The following is a 15,455-nucleotide window of genomic DNA, read 5'->3' as shown; positions in this document are numbered from 1 at the left end:
CACTTCCACCCGATCGGGCTACAGAACCCGCTCAAGCATCCGTACTTTCAATCGAACGCGCGCGTCAGCTGCGGCGCACGCCCTCCGCGAGCTCGCCCGCCAGCGCCCGTACGGCCTCCAGCCCGGCCGGCAGGTCCGGCGCGTCCAGGAGCAGCTTCACGAAGGCCGAGCCGACGATCACCCCGTCGGCGAAGCTCGCGACCTCCCTGGCCTGTTCGACGTTGGAGACGCCCAGGCCGACGCAGACGGGGAGCCCGCGGCGGGCGCCCTCGGTGGCGCGGGTGCGCCGTACGAGGTCCTGCGCCTGGTTGCCGACCGACTCGCGGGTGCCGGTGACGCCCATGAGGGAGGCGGCGTAGACGAAGCCGGAGCCGGCCTCCGTGATGGTGGCCAGTCGCTCGTCCTTGCTGCTGGGGGCCACGACGAAGACGGTCGCCAGACCGTGCTTCTCCGCGTGCTCGCGCCACAGCGCGGACTCCTGCACCGGCAGGTCGGGCAGGATGCAGCCGGCGCCGCCGGCCGCGGCCAGTTCGGCGGTGAACCGCTCGACGCCGTAGCGGTCGATGGGGTTCCAGTACGTCATCACCAGGACCGGGGCCCCGGTCGCCTCGTGCGCCTCGCGGACCGTGCGGATCACGTCGGCGATCTTGACGCCGCCGCGCAGGGCGATGTCGTCGGCGGTCTGGATGACGGGCCCGTCGAGGACCGGGTCGCTGTGGGGCAGGCCGATCTCGACGACGTCCGCGCCGCCGGCGATGACGGCCTTGACCGCCTCGATGCCGCCGTCGACGGTCGGGAAGCCGGCCGGGAGGTAGGCGACGAGGGCGGCGCGGTCCTCGGACTTCGCCTTGGCGAGGGTGGCGCTCAGCAGCTCGATGTTGCCGCGTCCGTGCGGGGAGCTCACTTGTCGTCCCCCTCGGAGAACCCGTTGTCGGCGACTTCGCCGTCGGTGTCGTACAGCCCGAAGTAGCGGGCCGCCGTGTCCATGTCCTTGTCGCCGCGCCCGGACAGGTTGACGACCAGCAGGCCGTCCTCGCCCAGCTCCTTGCCGAGGTCCAGCGCGCCGGCGAGGGCGTGCGCCGACTCGATGGCCGGGATGATGCCCTCGGTGCGGGACAGCAGGCGCAGGGCCTGCATCGCGGCGTCATCGGTGATCGCGCGGTACTCGCCGCGGCCCGAGTCCTTGAGGTAGGAGTGCTCCGGGCCGATGCCCGGGTAGTCCAGGCCGGCGGAGATGGAGTACGGCTCGGTGATCTGGCCCTCCTCGTCCTGAAGGACGTAGGAGCGCGAGCCGTGCAGGATCCCGGGCTCGCCGGCGGTCAGCGTGGCGGCGTGCTCGCCGGTCTCGACGCCGTGCCCGGCGGGCTCGAAGCCGACCAGGCGGACGTCGGCGTCCGGGATGAAGGCGTGGAAGAGGCCGATGGCGTTGGAGCCGCCGCCGACGCAGGCCGCGACGGCGTCGGGCAGCCGGCCGGCGCGTTCCAGGATCTGGCGGCGGGCCTCGACGCCGATGACGCGGTGGAAGTCGCGGACCATGGCCGGGAAGGGGTGCGGGCCGGCGACGGTGCCGAAGAGGTAGTGGGTGCGGTCCACGTTGGCGACCCAGTCGCGGAACGCCTCGTTGATGGCGTCCTTCAAGGTCCGCGAGCCGGACTTCACGGCGATGACCTCGGCGCCCAGCATGCGCATCCGGGCCACGTTCAGGGCCTGGCGCTGGGTGTCGATCTCGCCCATGTAGATGGTGCAGTCGAGGCCGAAGAGCGCGCAGGCGGTGGCGGTGGCCACGCCGTGCTGGCCGGCTCCGGTCTCGGCGATGACCCGGGTCTTGCCCATGCGCTTGGTGAGCAGCGCCTGGCCCAGCACGTTATTGATCTTGTGCGAGCCGGTGTGGTTGAGGTCCTCGCGCTTGAGGAAGATCCGCGCGCCGCCCGCGTGCTCGGCGAAGCGGGGCACCTCGGTGAGGGCGCTGGGCCGGCCGGTGTAGTTGACCATCAGGTCGTTCAGCTCGGCGGCGAAGGCGGGGTCGGTCTTGGCCTTGTCGTACTCGACGGCGACCTCGTCCACGGCGGCGACGAGCGCCTCCGGGATGAACTTGCCTCCGAAGTCGCCGAAGTAGCCCTCGGCGTTCGGGACGTGACCCTCCGGGTCCGGGATGAAGTATTGGCTGGACATGCCGGTGCTCCTACGGGATGCGACGAGTGGGTTCACCGTATTGCGCCGCTCGCACGGGACACACGCGTCCCGCTCGGGGACCGGTGGTGTGTCGGTACGAGGAGACCGCGCCCGGAGCCGGCGGCTCGGGGCGCCGGCCGTACGGGAGCCCGGCGCGGCGCGGTACGTCGGGGTACCGGGCCGCGGCGGCCCTCGTTACAGCGCGCCTCCGCGACGCCATCGCATGCCGTTGACCTGACCGGGCTCGGAGCCGATCACATACCGCACCCGCCGCCCGTGGACCCGCCGGGCCGGTGCGCGGCAGCCGCGGGGGCGGCAGCCGCGCGCCAGGGGCGCGTACGCCGCCGGCACGCCGACCGCGCCGCGGCGAGCTGCCGGGGGCGCGGACTGCGTGCTGACGGAGGGCAGGGGGTGGGCCATGGGTGCGGTCAGCTCCGCCCGTGACGCAGGGCGGGGTGGGCGCCGGCCGCGACGAGGTCGGCCACGGCCGCCTTCGGGTCGCGTCCGGTCACCAGGGACTCCCCGACGAGGACGGCGTCGGCGCCCTCGTTGGCGTAGGCGATCAGGTCGTGCGGCCCGCGGATGCCGGATTCGGCGACCTTGACGATGTGGGCCGGGATCTCGCCGACGACGCGCTCGAAGGTGGAGCGGTCGACCTTGAGGTCCTTGAGGTTGCGGGCGTTGACGCCGATGATCTTGGCGCCGGCGGCGACCGCGCGCTCCACTTCCTCCTCGTCGTGCACCTCGACGAGCGGGGTCAGGCCGATGGACTCGGCCCGCTCGATCAGGGAGACGAGGGCCTCCTGCTCCAGCGCCGCGACGATCAGCAGCACGAGGTCGGCGCCGTAGGCACGGGCCTCCCACAGCTGGTACGCCGTGACGATGAAGTCCTTGCGCAGGATCGGGATGTCCACGCGGGCGCGGACGGCCTCCAGGTCGGCCAGCGAGCCGCCGAAACGGCGCTGCTCGGTGAGGACCGAGATGACCGCCGCACCGCCCGCCTCGTAGTCGGCGGCGAGCCCGGCCGGATCGGCGATCGCGGCCAGCGCGCCCTTGGAGGGGCTGGAGCGCTTGACCTCGCAGATCACCTTGACGCTGTCGCCGCGCAGAGCGGCGACGCCGTCCTTGGCCTGGGGCGCCTTGGCGGCACGCTCCTTGAGCTCGTCGAGGCTCACGCGGGCCTGCCGTTCGGCAAGGTCTTCGCGGACCCCTTCGATGATCTCGTCGAGCACACTCACGCGAGCGGCCCCCTTCCGGGTCGATGACGGTCGGCCGCCTTGCAGACACGTACACCTGCAAGGTCAGCAATCAAATGGTATCCGCAGGAGGCGTCGCGCTCCGCACGCGGTTGACGGCGTCCCAGTAACTGGACATCCGGAACCGGGCCCTCATCAGGCCTGCTCACGGGCTCAGGGCGCCAGCGCCGCCCCGAAAGAAAGATTTCGGACCACGACGAAGGCCAGCGCCAGCACGCCGAGTCCCCACCAGTGCGGCCGACGCAGGGCGATCCTGGGAACGGGCCCGTCGCGATAGGCGCGGACCAGCCACAGCGCCATGAAGGCGGCGAAGGCGAAGTAGCCCACGACGGCCAGCGCGTTCGCCCCGGCAGCGGTGATCAGATCGCCGTGGGCGAACGCGTGCGCGCTGCGCAGCCCGCCGCAGCCCGGGCACAGGATCCCGGTCAGCCGCAGCATCGGGCAGACCGGGTAGTGGCCCGGTTCGTTGGGGTCCACGGCGCCCACGTACGCGAAGGCGGCCGCGGCCCCGGCCAGGTAGAGCGCCGGGGTGGCCATCCGCCGGGCCCTGGAGGGCCGCTCCGCGGACCCCGGGGGCACCCGGGAGAGCGACGGCGGCGGGACATCGGGGGAACGGGAGGCGTCCACCAGCTGATTCTCTCCAGTCATGGCAAAAGGCGCAGCCCGACGGGGCCGCGCCTTTCGGCCGCGCCTCATGCGCCCGGAAGAGCGAAAGGCCGCCGCTCAGACCTTGGCGGGGACCTTGTTGGCGGCGATGACCTCGGCGAGGTCCTTGTGCTGGGCCTTCGGCGCGCCCATGCCCGCGGCCTTCATCGCCAGGCCGACCACACCGCCGAGCGCCACGACGACCAGACCGGCCCAGAAGCCGAGCGGGTTCGCGACCACCATGAAGGCGCCGGAGACGCAGAAACCGATGAATGCGATGACGACACCGGTCCAGGCGGCCGGGGTGTGTCCGTGGCTCGTGCCCGCCATGAGTTGCTCCTCGTTGCTCTGTCGCGATGGTGATGCGGTGCGGAAAGCGCGGTCTGTGTCGACGCTCCGTGACCATTGTCCCGCACAGGGCGGGGCGGCCGTCCACGGGGGGTCCGTCAGCGGGTCGGGTCCTCGCCGCGGTCCAAAGCCTTCCACAGATCCTCCGGCCGGTCCGGATCGACCGTCGCGGCCCTGCGCGCACGGGGGCTGCCGTCGCGCTCGTAGCGGCCGCCCATCGAAGGCCAGCTCCGGCCGAACCGCAGTGCGAGCAGCCCGGCGAACAGGATCAGGACGGCTCCGCCGGCGGTGACGTACGGCCACGTGGTCTGCGTCAGGCCGGCCACGTGCGCCGCGGTGTCCGCGGTCGTGCGGGCGGCCTGCGCGTCCAGGGCCCGGCGCCCGTCGGGGCCGAAGACGGCGGACAGCGCCGCGCCCAGGCCGCTGAGGGCCAGCAGCCCCGACACCAGCAGCCGGCCCTTGCCGCGTACGGCGAACACGGCGACCAGCGCGGCGAGGCCCACGATGGCCAGCGCCGCGGGCAAGCCGGAGACGTCCCGGCCGTCGGCGCTCAGCTGGAGGGCGTCGGATCCGATGGCGGTGGTGCCCCGGGCCCAGACGCGGCCGGAGGCGAGCAGGACGACGGTCGCGCCGAGCGCGCCGAGCAGCAGCGCGACGGCCACGCTGCGGCGGCCGCTACGGCTGTCGGGAGCCTCGTCGGGCTCGGAGGCGGCGTCGGAGGCGGCGTCGGACGGGGGCGGGGGTACGGCACTCACGCACCCCACTATCCCCTACGCCCTCACGAGCCGTTGAGGCGGTTCGCCGCTCCGACCGCGCGCAGCACCGCCGCGGCCTTGTTGCGGCACTCGTTGTCCTCCAGCTCGGGCACCGAGTCGGCGACGACCCCCGCGCCGGCCTGCACGTACGCCGTGCCGTCGCGCAGCAGCGCGGTGCGGATGGCGATGGCCGTGTCCGAGTCCCCGGCGAAGTCCAGGTAGCCGACGCAGCCGCCGTAGAGGCCTCGGCGGGAGGGCTCCAGCTCCTCGATGATCTGCATGGCGCGCGGCTTGGGGGCGCCGGAGAGGGTGCCCGCCGGGAAGCAGGCGGTGAGGACGTCGAAGGCGGTCTTGCCCTCGGCGACCCGCCCGGTGACGGTGGAGACGATGTGCATGACGTGCGAGTACCGCTCGACGGACATGAAGTCGACGACTTCGACGGAGCCCGGCTCGCAGACCCGGCCGAGGTCGTTGCGGCCCAGGTCGACGAGCATCAGGTGCTCGGCGCGCTCCTTGGGGTCGGCCATCAGCTCCTCGGCGAGGTCGTGGTCCTCCTGCGGGGTGGCGCCGCGGTGGCGGGTGCCCGCGATGGGGTGGACCATGGCCCGCCCGTCCTCGACCTTGACCAGCGCCTCGGGGCTGGAGCCGACCACGTCGAAGCCGTTCTCGAAGCGGAAGAGGTACATGTACGGGGACGGGTTCGTGGCCCGCAGCACCCGGTACACGTCCAGCGCGGAGGCCGTGCAGGGGGTCTCGAACCGCTGCGAGGGCACCACCTGGAAGGCCTCGCCGGCCCGGATCCGCTCCTTGATGTCCTCGACCGCGGCCTGGTACTTCTCGCCGCCCCACAGCGCCGAGAACGCGGGCAGCTCGGAGACGGGCAGCGGGGCCGGGGTGTAGGGGGCGGGCCGCGCGAGGTCGGCCTCCATGGCGTCCAGGCGTGCGACGGCGTCCGCGTACGCCTCGTCGACCCCGGTGTCCAGGTCGTTGTGGTTGATGGCGTTGGCGATGAGCAGGACCGTGCCGTCCCAGTGGTCCAGGACCGCCAGGTCGGAGGTGAGCAGCATGGTCAGCTCGGGCAGCCGCAGGTCGTCGGCGGTGTGCTCGCCGATGCGCTCCAGGCGGCGCACGATGTCGTAGCCGAGGTAGCCCACCATGCCGCCGGTGAAGGGCGGCATGCCCCCCGCGAGGTCCCGGGGCGTGTGCAGGGCCTCGATGGTGACGCGCAGGGCGTCGAGGGGGTCGCCGCTCGTGGGGACGCCGACGGGCGGGGTGCCGATCCAGTGGGCCTCGCCGTCCCGGGCGGTCAGCGTCGCGTCGCTGCGGACGCCGACGAACGAGTACCGGGACCAGGAACGGCCGTTCTCGGCGGACTCCAGCAGGAAGGTGCCGGGGCGTTCGGCTGCCAGCTTGCGGTAGAGCCCGACGGGGGTGTCCCCGTCGGCCAGCAGCTTGCGGCTCACGGGGATCACGCGGCGGTCGGCCGCGAGCTTGCGGAACGTCTCAAGATCCATGGCTCGGGACCCTACCTAGTCTGCGGCGCGGAGAAGGACATCCTCGTCGAAGCAGGTACGGGCGCCCGTGTGGCAGGCGGCTCCGACCTGGTCGACCTGGACGAGCACGGTGTCGCCGTCGCAGTCGAGGGCGACGGACTTCACGTGCTGGAAGTGGCCGGAGGTGTCCCCCTTCACCCAGTACTCCTGGCGGCTGCGGGACCAGTACGTGCAGCGGCCGGTGGTCAGGGTGCGGTGCAGGGCCTCGTCGTCCATCCAGCCGAGCATGAGCACCTCGCCGGTGTCGTACTGCTGGGCGATGGCCGGGACCAGTCCGTCGGCGGAGCGCTTGAGGCGCGCGGCGACGGCGGGATCGAGGGTGCCGGGGCGGGGGGACGTACTCATGGGGCCATTGTGCCGGGCGCGGAGCGGCACGATGGCCCCTGTCCGCCTGCTGGGCGGGCGCCCGGCGGGCCCCGGCGCGTACGCTGGCTGGCATGTCTACCCATGCGAAGCGTGAACGCCTCCTGCTGGCCGACCTGTTGGAGGCGGCCGGCCCGGAGGCCCCCACTCTGTGCGACGGCTGGACGTGCCGGGACCTGGCCGCGCACGTGGTGGTGCGGGAGCGTCGGCCGGACGCGGCGGGCGGCCTCCTGCTCAACGTCCTGAAGGCCCGCCTGGACCAGGCGATGGCCGAGTACGCGGCCAAGCCGTACGAGGAACTGATCCAGCTGATCCGGACGGGTCCGCCGCGGATGTCGGTGTACTCGCTGAAGCAGATCGACGAGGCCGCGAACGCGGTCGAGTTCTTCGTCCACGCGGAGGACGTGCGCCGGGCCCAGCCGGACTGGTCCCCGCGGGAGCTGGACCCGGTGTTCTCGAACTCGCTGTGGTCCCGCCTGGAGAAGCTGGCCCGGCTGACCGGGCGCCGCTCGCCGGTGGGCCTGGTGCTGCGCCGCCCGAACGGGCAGACGGCGGTGGCGCACAAGGGTGCGCCGGTGGTGACGGTGACCGGCGAGCCGGGCGAGCTGACGCTGTTCTGCTTCGGCCGGCAGGACGCGGCGGCGGTGACCCTCGACGGCGACAAGGAGGCCGTCGCCAAACTGACGACGGCGGAGCTGGGCATCTGAGCCCGGGTGCGGCCCGGTGGCCGCCGCCTCAATCGCCGGCGGGGCTGGTTTGTGTCCCCTGGCGGGGTCGGAGTGCGGGGTGGGGGCACGGGGCCGCCGGGGGGTGTCTCCTCGGCTTGCGAACCTTGGCAGGATCAAGCAGTACGGGGCGTTTGGTTCGCCGCGCCTGCGGGGACACCCCCCGCCGTCCCCGCACCCCCACCCAGGCCGACCCACGCAGGGGCCGCGGGGGCCGCCTTCCCCGCACCCCGCCGGGGCTGATCCGTGCAGGGGCCGTGGGGCGGGGACACTGCGGGGGCTCCCCGCAGGCGCGGCGAACCAAACGCCCCGCCACTTCTCGATCCCGCCAGGGTTCGCAAGCCGAGGAGAGCCCCCGCAGGGGCACCGCCCCACCCCGAAGCCACCCGTCCTGGCCGACCAGGCCGCACAAATCCAGCCCCGCCGGCGATTGAGGCGCGGCCACCGGGCCGCACCCGGGGATCAGCGCACGGGATGACCCGCCGAGCGCAGCGCGGCCTTGACCTCCGCGATCCGAAGATCGCCGAAGTGGAACACCGACGCCGCCAGCACCGCATCCGCCCCCGCGGCAATGGCCGGAGGGAAGTGCTCCAGCCGCCCCGCCCCACCCGAGGCGATCACCGGGACCGAGACGTGCTTGCGTACGGCCGCGATCATCTCGGTGTCGTAGCCGTCCTTCGTGCCGTCCGCGTCCATCGAGTTGAGCAGGATCTCGCCCGCGCCCAGCTCCGCCGCCCGGTGCGCCCACTCGACGGCGTCGATGCCGGTGCCCCGGCGGCCGCCGTGAGTGGTGACCTCGAAGGAGCCCGACTCGGTGCGCCGCGCGTCCACCGACAGGACGAGGACCTGGCGGCCGAAGCGCTCCGCGATCTCCTGGATGAGCTCGGGGCGGGCGATGGCGGCCGTGTTCACGCCCACCTTGTCCGCTCCCGCACGCAGCAGCTTGTCGACGTCGTCCGCGGTGCGGACACCGCCGCCGACCGTGAGCGGGATGAAGACCTGCTCGGCGGTCCTGCGCACCACGTCGTAGGTGGTCTCGCGGTTCCCGGAGGACGCGGTGATGTCGAGGAAGGTCAGCTCGTCGGCGCCCTCGGCGTCGTACAGCTTGGCCATCTCCACCGGGTCGCCGGCGTCGCGCAGGTTCTGGAAGTTGACGCCCTTGACGACCCGGCCGTTGTCCACGTCCAGGCAGGGGATCACGCGTACGGCGAGGGTCATGCCGCGTCCCCCTTGTACGCCTCGACCTCGACCTCGACGACCATGCTGGGGTCGACGAAGCCGGAGACGATGATCATCGATGCGGCGGGGCGCACCGCGTCGAACAGCTCCTTGTGGGCGCGGCCCACGTCGTCCACGTCGCGGGCGTGCGTGAGGTACATGCGGGTGCGGACCACGTGCTCCGGTCCCAGACCGGCCTGGGCGAGGGCCTTGAAGGCGACGCCGAAGGCGGTGATCGCCTGGTCGTACGGGCCCCCGCCGTCGGCCGCGGTGCAGCCGGAGACGAGGACGAGGCCGTTGGGGAGCTGGACGGCGCGGGAGTAGCCGATGACGTCCTCGTAGGGGCCGCCGGAGGAGATGCGGCGGACTTCGGAGGGGCTGCTCATGCGGAGACCACCTTCAGGGCTTCTTCGAGGGTGAATGCCTTGGCGTACAGGGCCTTGCCGACGATGGCGCCTTCGACGCCCAGCGGCACCAGCTCCGACAGCGCCCGCAGGTCGTCCAGGCTGGAGATGCCGCCGGAGGCGACGACGGGCCGGTCGGTGGCGGCGCAGACGTTCTTCAGCAGCTCCAGGTTGGGGCCGGTGAGCGTGCCGTCCTTGCCGATGTCGGTGACGACGTACCGGGCGCAGCCTTCGGAGTCGAGGCGGGCGAGGGTTTCGTACAGGTCGCCGCCCTCGCTGGTCCAGCCGCGGCCCTTGAGGGTGGTGCCGCGCACGTCGAGCCCGACCGCGATCCTGTCGCCGTGCTCGGCGATGGCCTTGGCGGCCCATTCGGGGGTTTCCAGGGCGGCGGTGCCGAGGTTGACGCGGGTGCAGCCGGTGGCGAGGGCCGCGGCCAGCGAGGCGTCGTCGCGGATGCCGCCCGAGAGCTCGACCTTGATGTCCATGGCGGCGGTGATCTCCGCGACGAGGGCGCGGTTGTCACCGGTGCCGAAGGCGGCGTCCAGGTCGACCAGGTGCAGCCACTGGGCGCCGGAGCGCTGCCAGGCGAGGGCCGCCTCCAGCGGGGAGCCGTAGGAGGTCTCGCTGCCGGACACCCCGTGGACGAGGCGGACGGCCTGTCCGTCGCGGACGTCGACGGCGGGGAGGAGTTCCAGCGTCTTCGGCATCAGAGGGTCTCGATCCAGTTGGTGAGGAGCTGGGCTCCGGCGTCGCCGGACTTCTCGGGGTGGAACTGGGTGGCCCACAGGGCGCTGTTCTCCACCGCCGCGACGAACCGCTCGCCGTGCGTGGCCCAGGTGACCTTGGGGGCGCGGATCAGCGGGTTGGTGACTTCCAGGCTCCAGTCCTTCGCGGCGTAGGAGTGCACGAAGTAGAAGCGGGCGTCGGCGTCGAGCCCGGCGAAGGCCTGGCTGTCGGCCGGGGCCTCGACGGTGTTCCAGCCCATGTGGGGGACGATCGGGGCCTTGAGGGGGCCGACGGTGCCGGGCCATTCGTCGAGGCCCTCGGTCTCGACGCCGTGCTCGATGCCGCGCTCGAAGAGGATCTGCATGCCGACGCAGATGCCCATGACGGGGCGGCCGCCGGACAGCCGACGGCCGATGATCCAGTCGCCGCGGACGTCCTTGAGGCCCTGCATGCAGGCGGAGAAGGCGCCGACGCCGGGGACGAGCAGTCCGTCGGCGTCCATGGCCTTGTCGTAGTCGCGGGTGATCTCGACGTCCGCCCCGACGCGGGCGAGGGCGCGCTCGGCGGAGCGGACGTTGCCGAAGCCGTAGTCGAAGACCACGACCTTCTTGGTCGGTCTGGCGGGACTAGCGGCGCTCATCCCAACCTCCTTGCTTGAAAACTCCCGGCTTCGGCCGGGTGGGGAAAGCATCTGCGACTCGGGACCGCGCCCAAGCGCGGTGCCGCTGTGTGATGCCGTGACCTGGACTTGTGTTCGGATCGTGACCGCCCCTAGCGTCCGGGGCGTGGGAACTTCTCCTCTGGTGAAGCGGGCGTTCAAGTACCGCTTCTATCCGACCGATGCGCAGGCAGCCGTGCTGTTGCGGACGTTCGGGTGTGTGCGGAAGGTCTACAACCTCGCCCTTGCCGCCCGGACCGAGGCGTGGGCGCGGGGGGAGCGGCTGGGCTACGGGCAGACGTCGGCGCTGCTCACGGTGTGGAAACGGACCGAGGAAATGGCCTACCTCACCGACGTGTCCTCCGTGCCGTTGCAGCAGGCGCTGCGGCATCTGCAGACGGCGTTCACCAGGTTCTGGGGGAAGCGGGCGAAGTACCCCCGCTTCAAGTCCAAGCGGAAGTCCCGCGCCTCGGCCGAATACACGCGTAGCGCTTTCCGATACACCGATGGCCGGCTCACTCTTGCGAAGATGACGGAGCCTCTGGGCATCGCATGGTCCCGTCCCCTGCCCGACGGGGCGCGACCGTCCACGGTCACGGTGTCCTGTGACCGTGCCGGGCGCTGGTTCGTGTCCGTGCTGTGTGAAGACACCCCCGCCCCGGTGGCCGCCACCGGCAACGTCGTGGGCATCGACGTCGGACTGACCGCGCTGATCACCCTCTCCACCGGAGAGAAGATCCCCAACCCCCGGCATGAACGCCGGGACCGTGAGTGCATGGCCCGTGCCCAGCGGGCACTGTCGCGGAAAGCCAAGGGCAGCAAGAACCGGGCCAAGGCCCGCAACCGGGTGGCGAGGATCCACGCCCGAATCGCCGACCGCCGCCGGGACCACCTGCACAAACTGTCGACTCGACTCGTGCGCGAAAACCAAACGCTCGTGATCGAGGACCTGGCCGTACGCAACATGCTCAAGAACCGCACGCTTGCCCGCGCCATCGCGGGCGCAGCCTGGCGTGAGCTGCGGAGCATGCTGGAATACAAGACGGCCTGGTACGGGCGCAATCTGATCACCGTCGACCGCTGGTTCCCCAGCACCCGCCTGTGCTCCGCCTGCGGGGCCCTGGCCGAAAAGTTGGCCCTGGACGTCCGCGAGTGGACGTGCGCGAACTGCGGAACGGCCCACGATCGGGACGAGAACGCAGCGGTGAATCTTCTGGCCGCCGGGCTGGCGGTTGCTGCCTGTGGAGCGGGTGTAAGACCTCATCGGGAGTCCTCCTCTCGGTCGGGGCGGTCCGTGGTGAAGCAGGAAATCCCACCCGCGAGGGTGGGAACCCCTCCCACTAGGGAGAGGAGGTCAATCCCAGATTCCTTGGATCCGCAGGACTCCGGCGGCCAGACACATCGCGGAGCCGATGGCGAGCAGGACGATGACCGATTTCGGCATCTGCTGCTTGTGGAAGGAGTAGACGCCGCCGGCCAGGAACAGGCCGAGGACGATCAGGATGGTGTTGAGGCCGTTCACGGCTAGAGGGCGCCCTTCGTGGAGGGCAGGATGCCGGCCGCGCGCGGGTCGAACTCGGCGGCGTAGCGCAGGGCGCGGGCGAGGGCCTTGAACTGGCACTCCACGATGTGGTGGGCGTTGCGGCCGTACGGGACGTGGATGTGCAGCGCGATCTGGGCCTGCGCGACGAAGGACTCGAAGATGTGCCGGGTCATCGTCGTGTCGTAGGTGCCGATCATGGGCGCCATGTTCTCGGGCTCGGTGTGCACGAGGTAGGGGCGGCCGGACAGGTCCACGGTCACCTGGGCGAGGGACTCGTCGAGCGGGACGGTGCAGTTGCCGAAGCGGTAGATGCCGACCTTGTCGCCGAGGGCCTGCTTGAAGGCGGCGCCGAGCGCGAGAGCGGTGTCCTCGATGGTGTGGTGGGTGTCGATGTGCAGGTCGCCGTCGGTCTTGACCGTGAGGTCGAAGAGGCCGTGGCGGCCGAGCTGGTCGAGCATGTGGTCGTAGAAGCCCACGCCCGTCGAGACGTCGACCTGGCCGGTGCCGTCGAGGTTTATCTCGACGACCACGGAGGTCTCCTTGGTGGTCCGTTCGACCCGTCCGATGCGGCTCATGCGTGCTGCTCCTTCTTCAGTGCGCGAACCGCTTCCAGGAACGCGTCGTTCTCTGCCGGGGTGCCCGCGGTGACCCGCAGCCGGCCCGGTACGCCGTTGTCACGGACCAGGACGCCCTGGTCGAGGATCTTCTGCCAGGCGGTGTGCGCGTCGTCGAACGTCCCGAACTGGATGAAGTTCGCGTCGGAGTCGGTGACCTCGTAGCCGAGGGCCCGCAGTTCGACGACCAGGCGGTCCCGCTCGGCCTTGAGCTGCTCGACGTAGCCGAGCAGGGTGTCGGTGTGCTCCAGGGCGGCCAGCGCGGTGGCCTGGGTGACGGCCGACAGGTGGTACGGCAGGCGCACCAGCTGGACGGCGTCGACGACCGCGGGGTGCGCGGCCAGGTAGCCCAGGCGCAGTCCGGCGGCGCCGAAGGCCTTGGACATGGTCCGGGAGACCACCATGTTCGGCCGTCCCTCGATGAGGGGCAGCAGCGAGTCGCGGTGGCTGAACTCCACGTACGCCTCGTCCACGATGACGAGGGACGGCTTGGCCGCCTGCGCGGCCTCGTACAGGGCCAGGACCGTCTCGGCGCCGACCGCGGTCCCGGTGGGGTTGTTGGGCGAGGTGATGAAGACGACGTCGGGGGCGTGCTCGGCGATGGCCCGTTCCGCCGCCTCCACGTCGATGGTGAAGTCGTCCCGGCGCGGGCCGGAGATCCATCCGGTGCCGGTGCCCCGGGAGATCAGAGCGTGCATCGAGTAGGAGGGCTCGAAGCCGATCGCGGTGCGGCCGGGCCCGCCGAAGGTCTGCAGCAGCTGCTGGATGACCTCGTTGGAGCCGTTGGCGGCCCATACGTTCTCCCGCGCGACCGGGTGCTTGCCCGTACGGGTGAGGTAGGCGGCCAGCTGGGTGCGCAGCTCGACCGCGTCCCGGTCGGGGTAGCGGTTGAGGGTGCGGGCGGCGTCGGCGACGCGTTCGGCGATGCGCCGTACGAGCTCCTCGGGGAGTTCGTACGGGTTCTCGTTGGTGTTCAGCTGGACGGGCACGTCGAGCTGCGGGGCGCCGTACGGGGTCTTGCCGCGCAGCTCGTCCCGGATGGGCAGGTCGTCGATGCCGATGGTGGTCATGCGGTCGGCACCTTCCATCCGAAGCGGGCCTTGAGGGCGGCGCCGTGCGCGGGCAGGTCCTCGGCCTCGGCCAGGGTCACCACGTGGTGGGTGACCTCGGCGAGGGCGTCGCGCGTGTAGTCGACGATGTGGATGCCGCGCAGGAAGGACTGCACGGACAGGCCCGAGGAGTGGCAGGCGCAGCCGCCGGTGGGCAGGACGTGGTTCGACCCGGCGCAGTAGTCGCCGAGGGACACGGGCGCCCAGGGGCCGACGAAGATCGCGCCGGCGTTGCGCACGCGGGCGGCCCAGGCGGCCGCGTCGGCGGTCTGGATCTCCAGGTGCTCGGCGCCGTAGGCGTCGACGACCTTGAGGCCGTCCTCCAGGCTGTCGACCAGCACGATCGCGGACTGCTTGCCGGCGAGGGCGGGCTTGATCCGGTCGTGGATGTGCTTGGAGGCCGCGACCTGCGGCTCCAGCTCCCGCTCGACGGCTGCGGCGAGCTCCTCGGAGTCCGTGACCAGGACGGCCGCGGCCAGCGGGTCGTGCTCGGCCTGGCTGATGAGGTCGGCGGCGACGTGCACCGGGTCGGCCGTGGAGTCGGCGAGGACCGCGATCTCGGTCGGGCCGGCCTCGGTGTCGATGCCGATCCTGCCGGTGAAGTAGCGCTTGGCGGCGGCGACCCAGATGTTGCCGGGGCCGGTCACCATGTTGACGGGCAGGCAGTCCTCGGTGCCGTACGCGAACATCGCGACGGCGACGGCGCCGCCCGCCGCGTACACCTCGTCCACGCCGAGCAGCGCGCACGCGGCGAGGATGGTGGGGTGCGGCAGTCCGCCGAACTCCTTCTGCGGCGGGGACGCGAGCGCGATCGACTCGACGCCCGCCTCCTGCGCCGGTACGACGTTCATCACGACGGAGGACGGGTACACCGAGCGGCCGCCCGGGGCGTACAGCCCCACGCGCTCCACCGGAACCCACTTCTCGGTCACGGTGCCGCCGGGGACGACCTGGGTGGTGTGTTCGGTGCGGCGCTGGCTCCGGTGCACGATCCGGGCGCGCCGGATCGACTCCTCCAGGGCGGCGCGGACGGCCGGGTCCAGCTGTTCGAGGGCGGCCTGGATGGCCTGCGCGGGTACCCGGACCTGCGAGAGCTCGACCCCGTCGAACTTCTGCGCGTACTCGATCAGCGCCGCCGTGCCACGATGATGGACGTCCTCGCAGATGGGCCGCACCTTCTCCAGGGCGGCTTCCACGTCGAACTCGGCACGGGGCAGCAGGTCGCGCAGGGCGCCGCCCTCGGGGAGGGCGTCACCGCGCAGGTCGATACGAGAGATCACGTCCCAATTCTCTCAGACCGTCTTGCGCCACCGTTCGCCCGTATCACTGGCTGATACACGCCCTGGATGTCACAGGTGCCCGATAC

17 protein-coding genes and 1 pseudogene are annotated in these 15,455 nt (G+C 71.8%); 2 read left to right on the top strand and 16 right to left on the bottom strand.

The window, feature by feature from the left end:
• Nucleotides 1–64: 64 nt before the first annotated feature.
• From trpA to hisI, 9 genes are all read right to left on the bottom strand, one after another.
• Complete coding sequence (gene trpA / locus ACF059_RS26100) at nt 65–904, bottom strand: tryptophan synthase subunit alpha (RefSeq protein ID WP_392061449.1); 840 nt, start codon at nt 902–904, stop codon at nt 65–67.
• Nucleotides 901–2,172, bottom strand: coding sequence for a tryptophan synthase subunit beta (trpB, locus tag ACF059_RS26095; protein WP_392061446.1), 1,272 nt, complete (start codon nt 2,170–2,172; stop codon nt 901–903). Before trpB ends, trpA begins: the two co-directional genes overlap by 4 nt.
• Nucleotides 2,173–2,367: 195 nt before the next feature.
• Nucleotides 2,368–2,592 carry a tryptophan biosynthesis modulator TrpM gene (trpM, locus tag ACF059_RS26090; protein ID WP_392061444.1) on the bottom strand — a complete coding sequence of 75 codons (225 nt, stop codon included), beginning with the start codon at nt 2,590–2,592 and terminating at the stop codon, nt 2,368–2,370.
• An 8-nt stretch (nt 2,593–2,600) separates the two neighbouring features.
• On the bottom strand, nt 2,601–3,410 hold the full coding sequence (gene trpC / locus ACF059_RS26085; protein ID WP_030707250.1) for an indole-3-glycerol phosphate synthase TrpC: 810 nt from the start codon (nt 3,408–3,410) through the stop codon (nt 2,601–2,603).
• Between the two features lie 171 nt (nt 3,411–3,581).
• A complete protein-coding gene (locus tag ACF059_RS26080) occupies nt 3,582–4,076 on the bottom strand; it encodes a DUF2752 domain-containing protein (protein WP_392061441.1) in 495 nt (164 codons plus the stop codon).
• 75 nt (nt 4,077–4,151) lie between these two features.
• Nucleotides 4,152–4,403, bottom strand: coding sequence for an HGxxPAAW family protein (locus ACF059_RS26075; RefSeq protein ID WP_392061439.1), 252 nt, complete (start codon nt 4,401–4,403; stop codon nt 4,152–4,154).
• 116 nt (nt 4,404–4,519) lie between these two features.
• Nucleotides 4,520–5,185, bottom strand: coding sequence for a TIGR02234 family membrane protein (locus ACF059_RS26070; RefSeq protein WP_392061436.1), 666 nt, complete (start codon nt 5,183–5,185; stop codon nt 4,520–4,522).
• Nucleotides 5,186–5,199: 14 nt separating this feature from the next.
• Nucleotides 5,200–6,690, bottom strand: coding sequence for an anthranilate synthase component I (locus ACF059_RS26065; RefSeq protein WP_392061433.1), 1,491 nt, complete (start codon nt 6,688–6,690; stop codon nt 5,200–5,202).
• A 15-nt stretch (nt 6,691–6,705) separates the two neighbouring features.
• Complete coding sequence (gene hisI, locus ACF059_RS26060; RefSeq protein ID WP_360890584.1) at nt 6,706–7,074, bottom strand: phosphoribosyl-AMP cyclohydrolase; 369 nt, start codon at nt 7,072–7,074, stop codon at nt 6,706–6,708.
• 92 nt (nt 7,075–7,166) lie between these two features.
• Here hisI and ACF059_RS26055 point away from each other — a divergent pair, with 92 nt between their 5' ends.
• Nucleotides 7,167–7,799: a TIGR03085 family metal-binding protein gene (locus tag ACF059_RS26055; RefSeq protein ID WP_361948790.1), complete on the top strand. Its 633-nt coding sequence runs from the start codon at nt 7,167–7,169 to the stop codon at nt 7,797–7,799.
• A 480-nt stretch (nt 7,800–8,279) separates the two neighbouring features.
• Here ACF059_RS26055 and hisF read toward each other — a convergent pair whose 3' ends face one another.
• From hisF to hisH, 4 genes are read right to left on the bottom strand one after another with little or no spacing between them, the layout of a single operon-like run.
• A complete protein-coding gene (gene hisF / locus ACF059_RS26050) occupies nt 8,280–9,035 on the bottom strand; it encodes an imidazole glycerol phosphate synthase subunit HisF (protein ID WP_392061430.1) in 756 nt (251 codons plus the stop codon).
• The gene (locus tag ACF059_RS26045; RefSeq protein ID WP_366868585.1) at nt 9,032–9,421 is read right to left on the bottom strand and encodes a RidA family protein; all 390 of its coding nucleotides are present in this window, start codon (nt 9,419–9,421) and stop codon (nt 9,032–9,034) included. Before ACF059_RS26045 ends, hisF begins: the two co-directional genes overlap by 4 nt.
• Nucleotides 9,418–10,146 (bottom strand): bifunctional 1-(5-phosphoribosyl)-5-((5-phosphoribosylamino)methylideneamino)imidazole-4-carboxamide isomerase/phosphoribosylanthranilate isomerase PriA, encoded by a 729-nt coding sequence (priA, locus tag ACF059_RS26040; protein ID WP_366868584.1) that lies wholly within the window; start codon nt 10,144–10,146, stop codon nt 9,418–9,420. Before priA ends, ACF059_RS26045 begins: the two co-directional genes overlap by 4 nt.
• Nucleotides 10,146–10,805: an imidazole glycerol phosphate synthase subunit HisH gene (gene hisH / locus ACF059_RS26035; RefSeq protein WP_392061426.1), complete on the bottom strand. Its 660-nt coding sequence runs from the start codon at nt 10,803–10,805 to the stop codon at nt 10,146–10,148. Before hisH ends, priA begins: the two co-directional genes overlap by 1 nt.
• 163 nt (nt 10,806–10,968) lie before the next feature.
• Here hisH and ACF059_RS26030 point away from each other — a divergent pair.
• A pseudogene (locus tag ACF059_RS26030) lies at nt 10,969–12,138 on the top strand (RNA-guided endonuclease InsQ/TnpB family protein); the annotation flags it as partial.
• Nucleotides 12,139–12,347: 209 nt separating this feature from the next.
• On the opposite strand, the gene hisB reads toward ACF059_RS26030, so the two are convergent.
• Genes hisB through hisD form a run of 3 tightly spaced genes read right to left on the bottom strand, consistent with a single transcriptional unit; the run spans nt 12,348 to nt 15,369 of the window.
• Nucleotides 12,348–12,941 carry an imidazoleglycerol-phosphate dehydratase HisB gene (hisB, locus tag ACF059_RS26025; RefSeq protein WP_326591415.1) on the bottom strand — a complete coding sequence of 198 codons (594 nt, stop codon included), beginning with the start codon at nt 12,939–12,941 and terminating at the stop codon, nt 12,348–12,350.
• Entirely contained in the window at nt 12,938–14,050 is a 1,113-nt protein-coding gene (locus ACF059_RS26020; RefSeq protein WP_392061423.1) for a histidinol-phosphate transaminase, read from the bottom strand. Before ACF059_RS26020 ends, hisB begins: the two co-directional genes overlap by 4 nt.
• Nucleotides 14,047–15,369: a histidinol dehydrogenase gene (gene hisD, locus ACF059_RS26015; protein WP_366868582.1), complete on the bottom strand. Its 1,323-nt coding sequence runs from the start codon at nt 15,367–15,369 to the stop codon at nt 14,047–14,049. The genes ACF059_RS26020 and hisD overlap by 4 nt, the downstream gene beginning before the upstream one ends.
• Nucleotides 15,370–15,455: the final 86 nt, after the last annotated feature.

The organism is Streptomyces sp. NPDC016562 (assembly GCF_043076955.1).
In the GTDB taxonomy this organism is placed as follows: domain Bacteria; phylum Actinomycetota; class Actinomycetes; order Streptomycetales; family Streptomycetaceae; genus Streptomyces.
The sequence above is the reverse complement of the archived record's forward strand: the minus strand, read 5'-3'. Positions and strand labels throughout refer to the sequence as shown.

Coding starts and splice junctions, on each gene's coding strand:
- ACF059_RS26065 (WP_392061433.1), bottom strand. CDS start 6,690: ATGGATCTTGAGACGTTCCGCAAGCTCGCGGCCGACCGCCGCGTGATC.
- ACF059_RS26045 (WP_366868585.1), bottom strand. CDS start 9,421: ATGAGCAGCCCCTCCGAAGTCCGCCGCATCTCCTCCGGCGGCCCCTAC.
- ACF059_RS26020 (WP_392061423.1), bottom strand. CDS start 14,050: ATGACCACCATCGGCATCGACGACCTGCCCATCCGGGACGAGCTGCGC.
- priA (WP_366868584.1), bottom strand. CDS start 10,146: ATGCCGAAGACGCTGGAACTCCTCCCCGCCGTCGACGTCCGCGACGGA.
- hisF (WP_392061430.1), bottom strand. CDS start 9,035: ATGACCCTCGCCGTACGCGTGATCCCCTGCCTGGACGTGGACAACGGC.
- ACF059_RS26080 (WP_392061441.1), bottom strand. CDS start 4,076: ATGACTGGAGAGAATCAGCTGGTGGACGCCTCCCGTTCCCCCGATGTC.
- hisB (WP_326591415.1), bottom strand. CDS start 12,941: ATGAGCCGCATCGGACGGGTCGAACGGACCACCAAGGAGACCTCCGTG.
- trpM (WP_392061444.1), bottom strand. CDS start 2,592: ATGGCCCACCCCCTGCCCTCCGTCAGCACGCAGTCCGCGCCCCCGGCA.
- hisH (WP_392061426.1), bottom strand. CDS start 10,805: ATGAGCGCCGCTAGTCCCGCCAGACCGACCAAGAAGGTCGTGGTCTTC.
- ACF059_RS26055 (WP_361948790.1), top strand. CDS start 7,167: ATGTCTACCCATGCGAAGCGTGAACGCCTCCTGCTGGCCGACCTGTTG.
- hisI (WP_360890584.1), bottom strand. CDS start 7,074: ATGAGTACGTCCCCCCGCCCCGGCACCCTCGATCCCGCCGTCGCCGCG.
- trpB (WP_392061446.1), bottom strand. CDS start 2,172: ATGTCCAGCCAATACTTCATCCCGGACCCGGAGGGTCACGTCCCGAAC.
- ACF059_RS26075 (WP_392061439.1), bottom strand. CDS start 4,403: ATGGCGGGCACGAGCCACGGACACACCCCGGCCGCCTGGACCGGTGTC.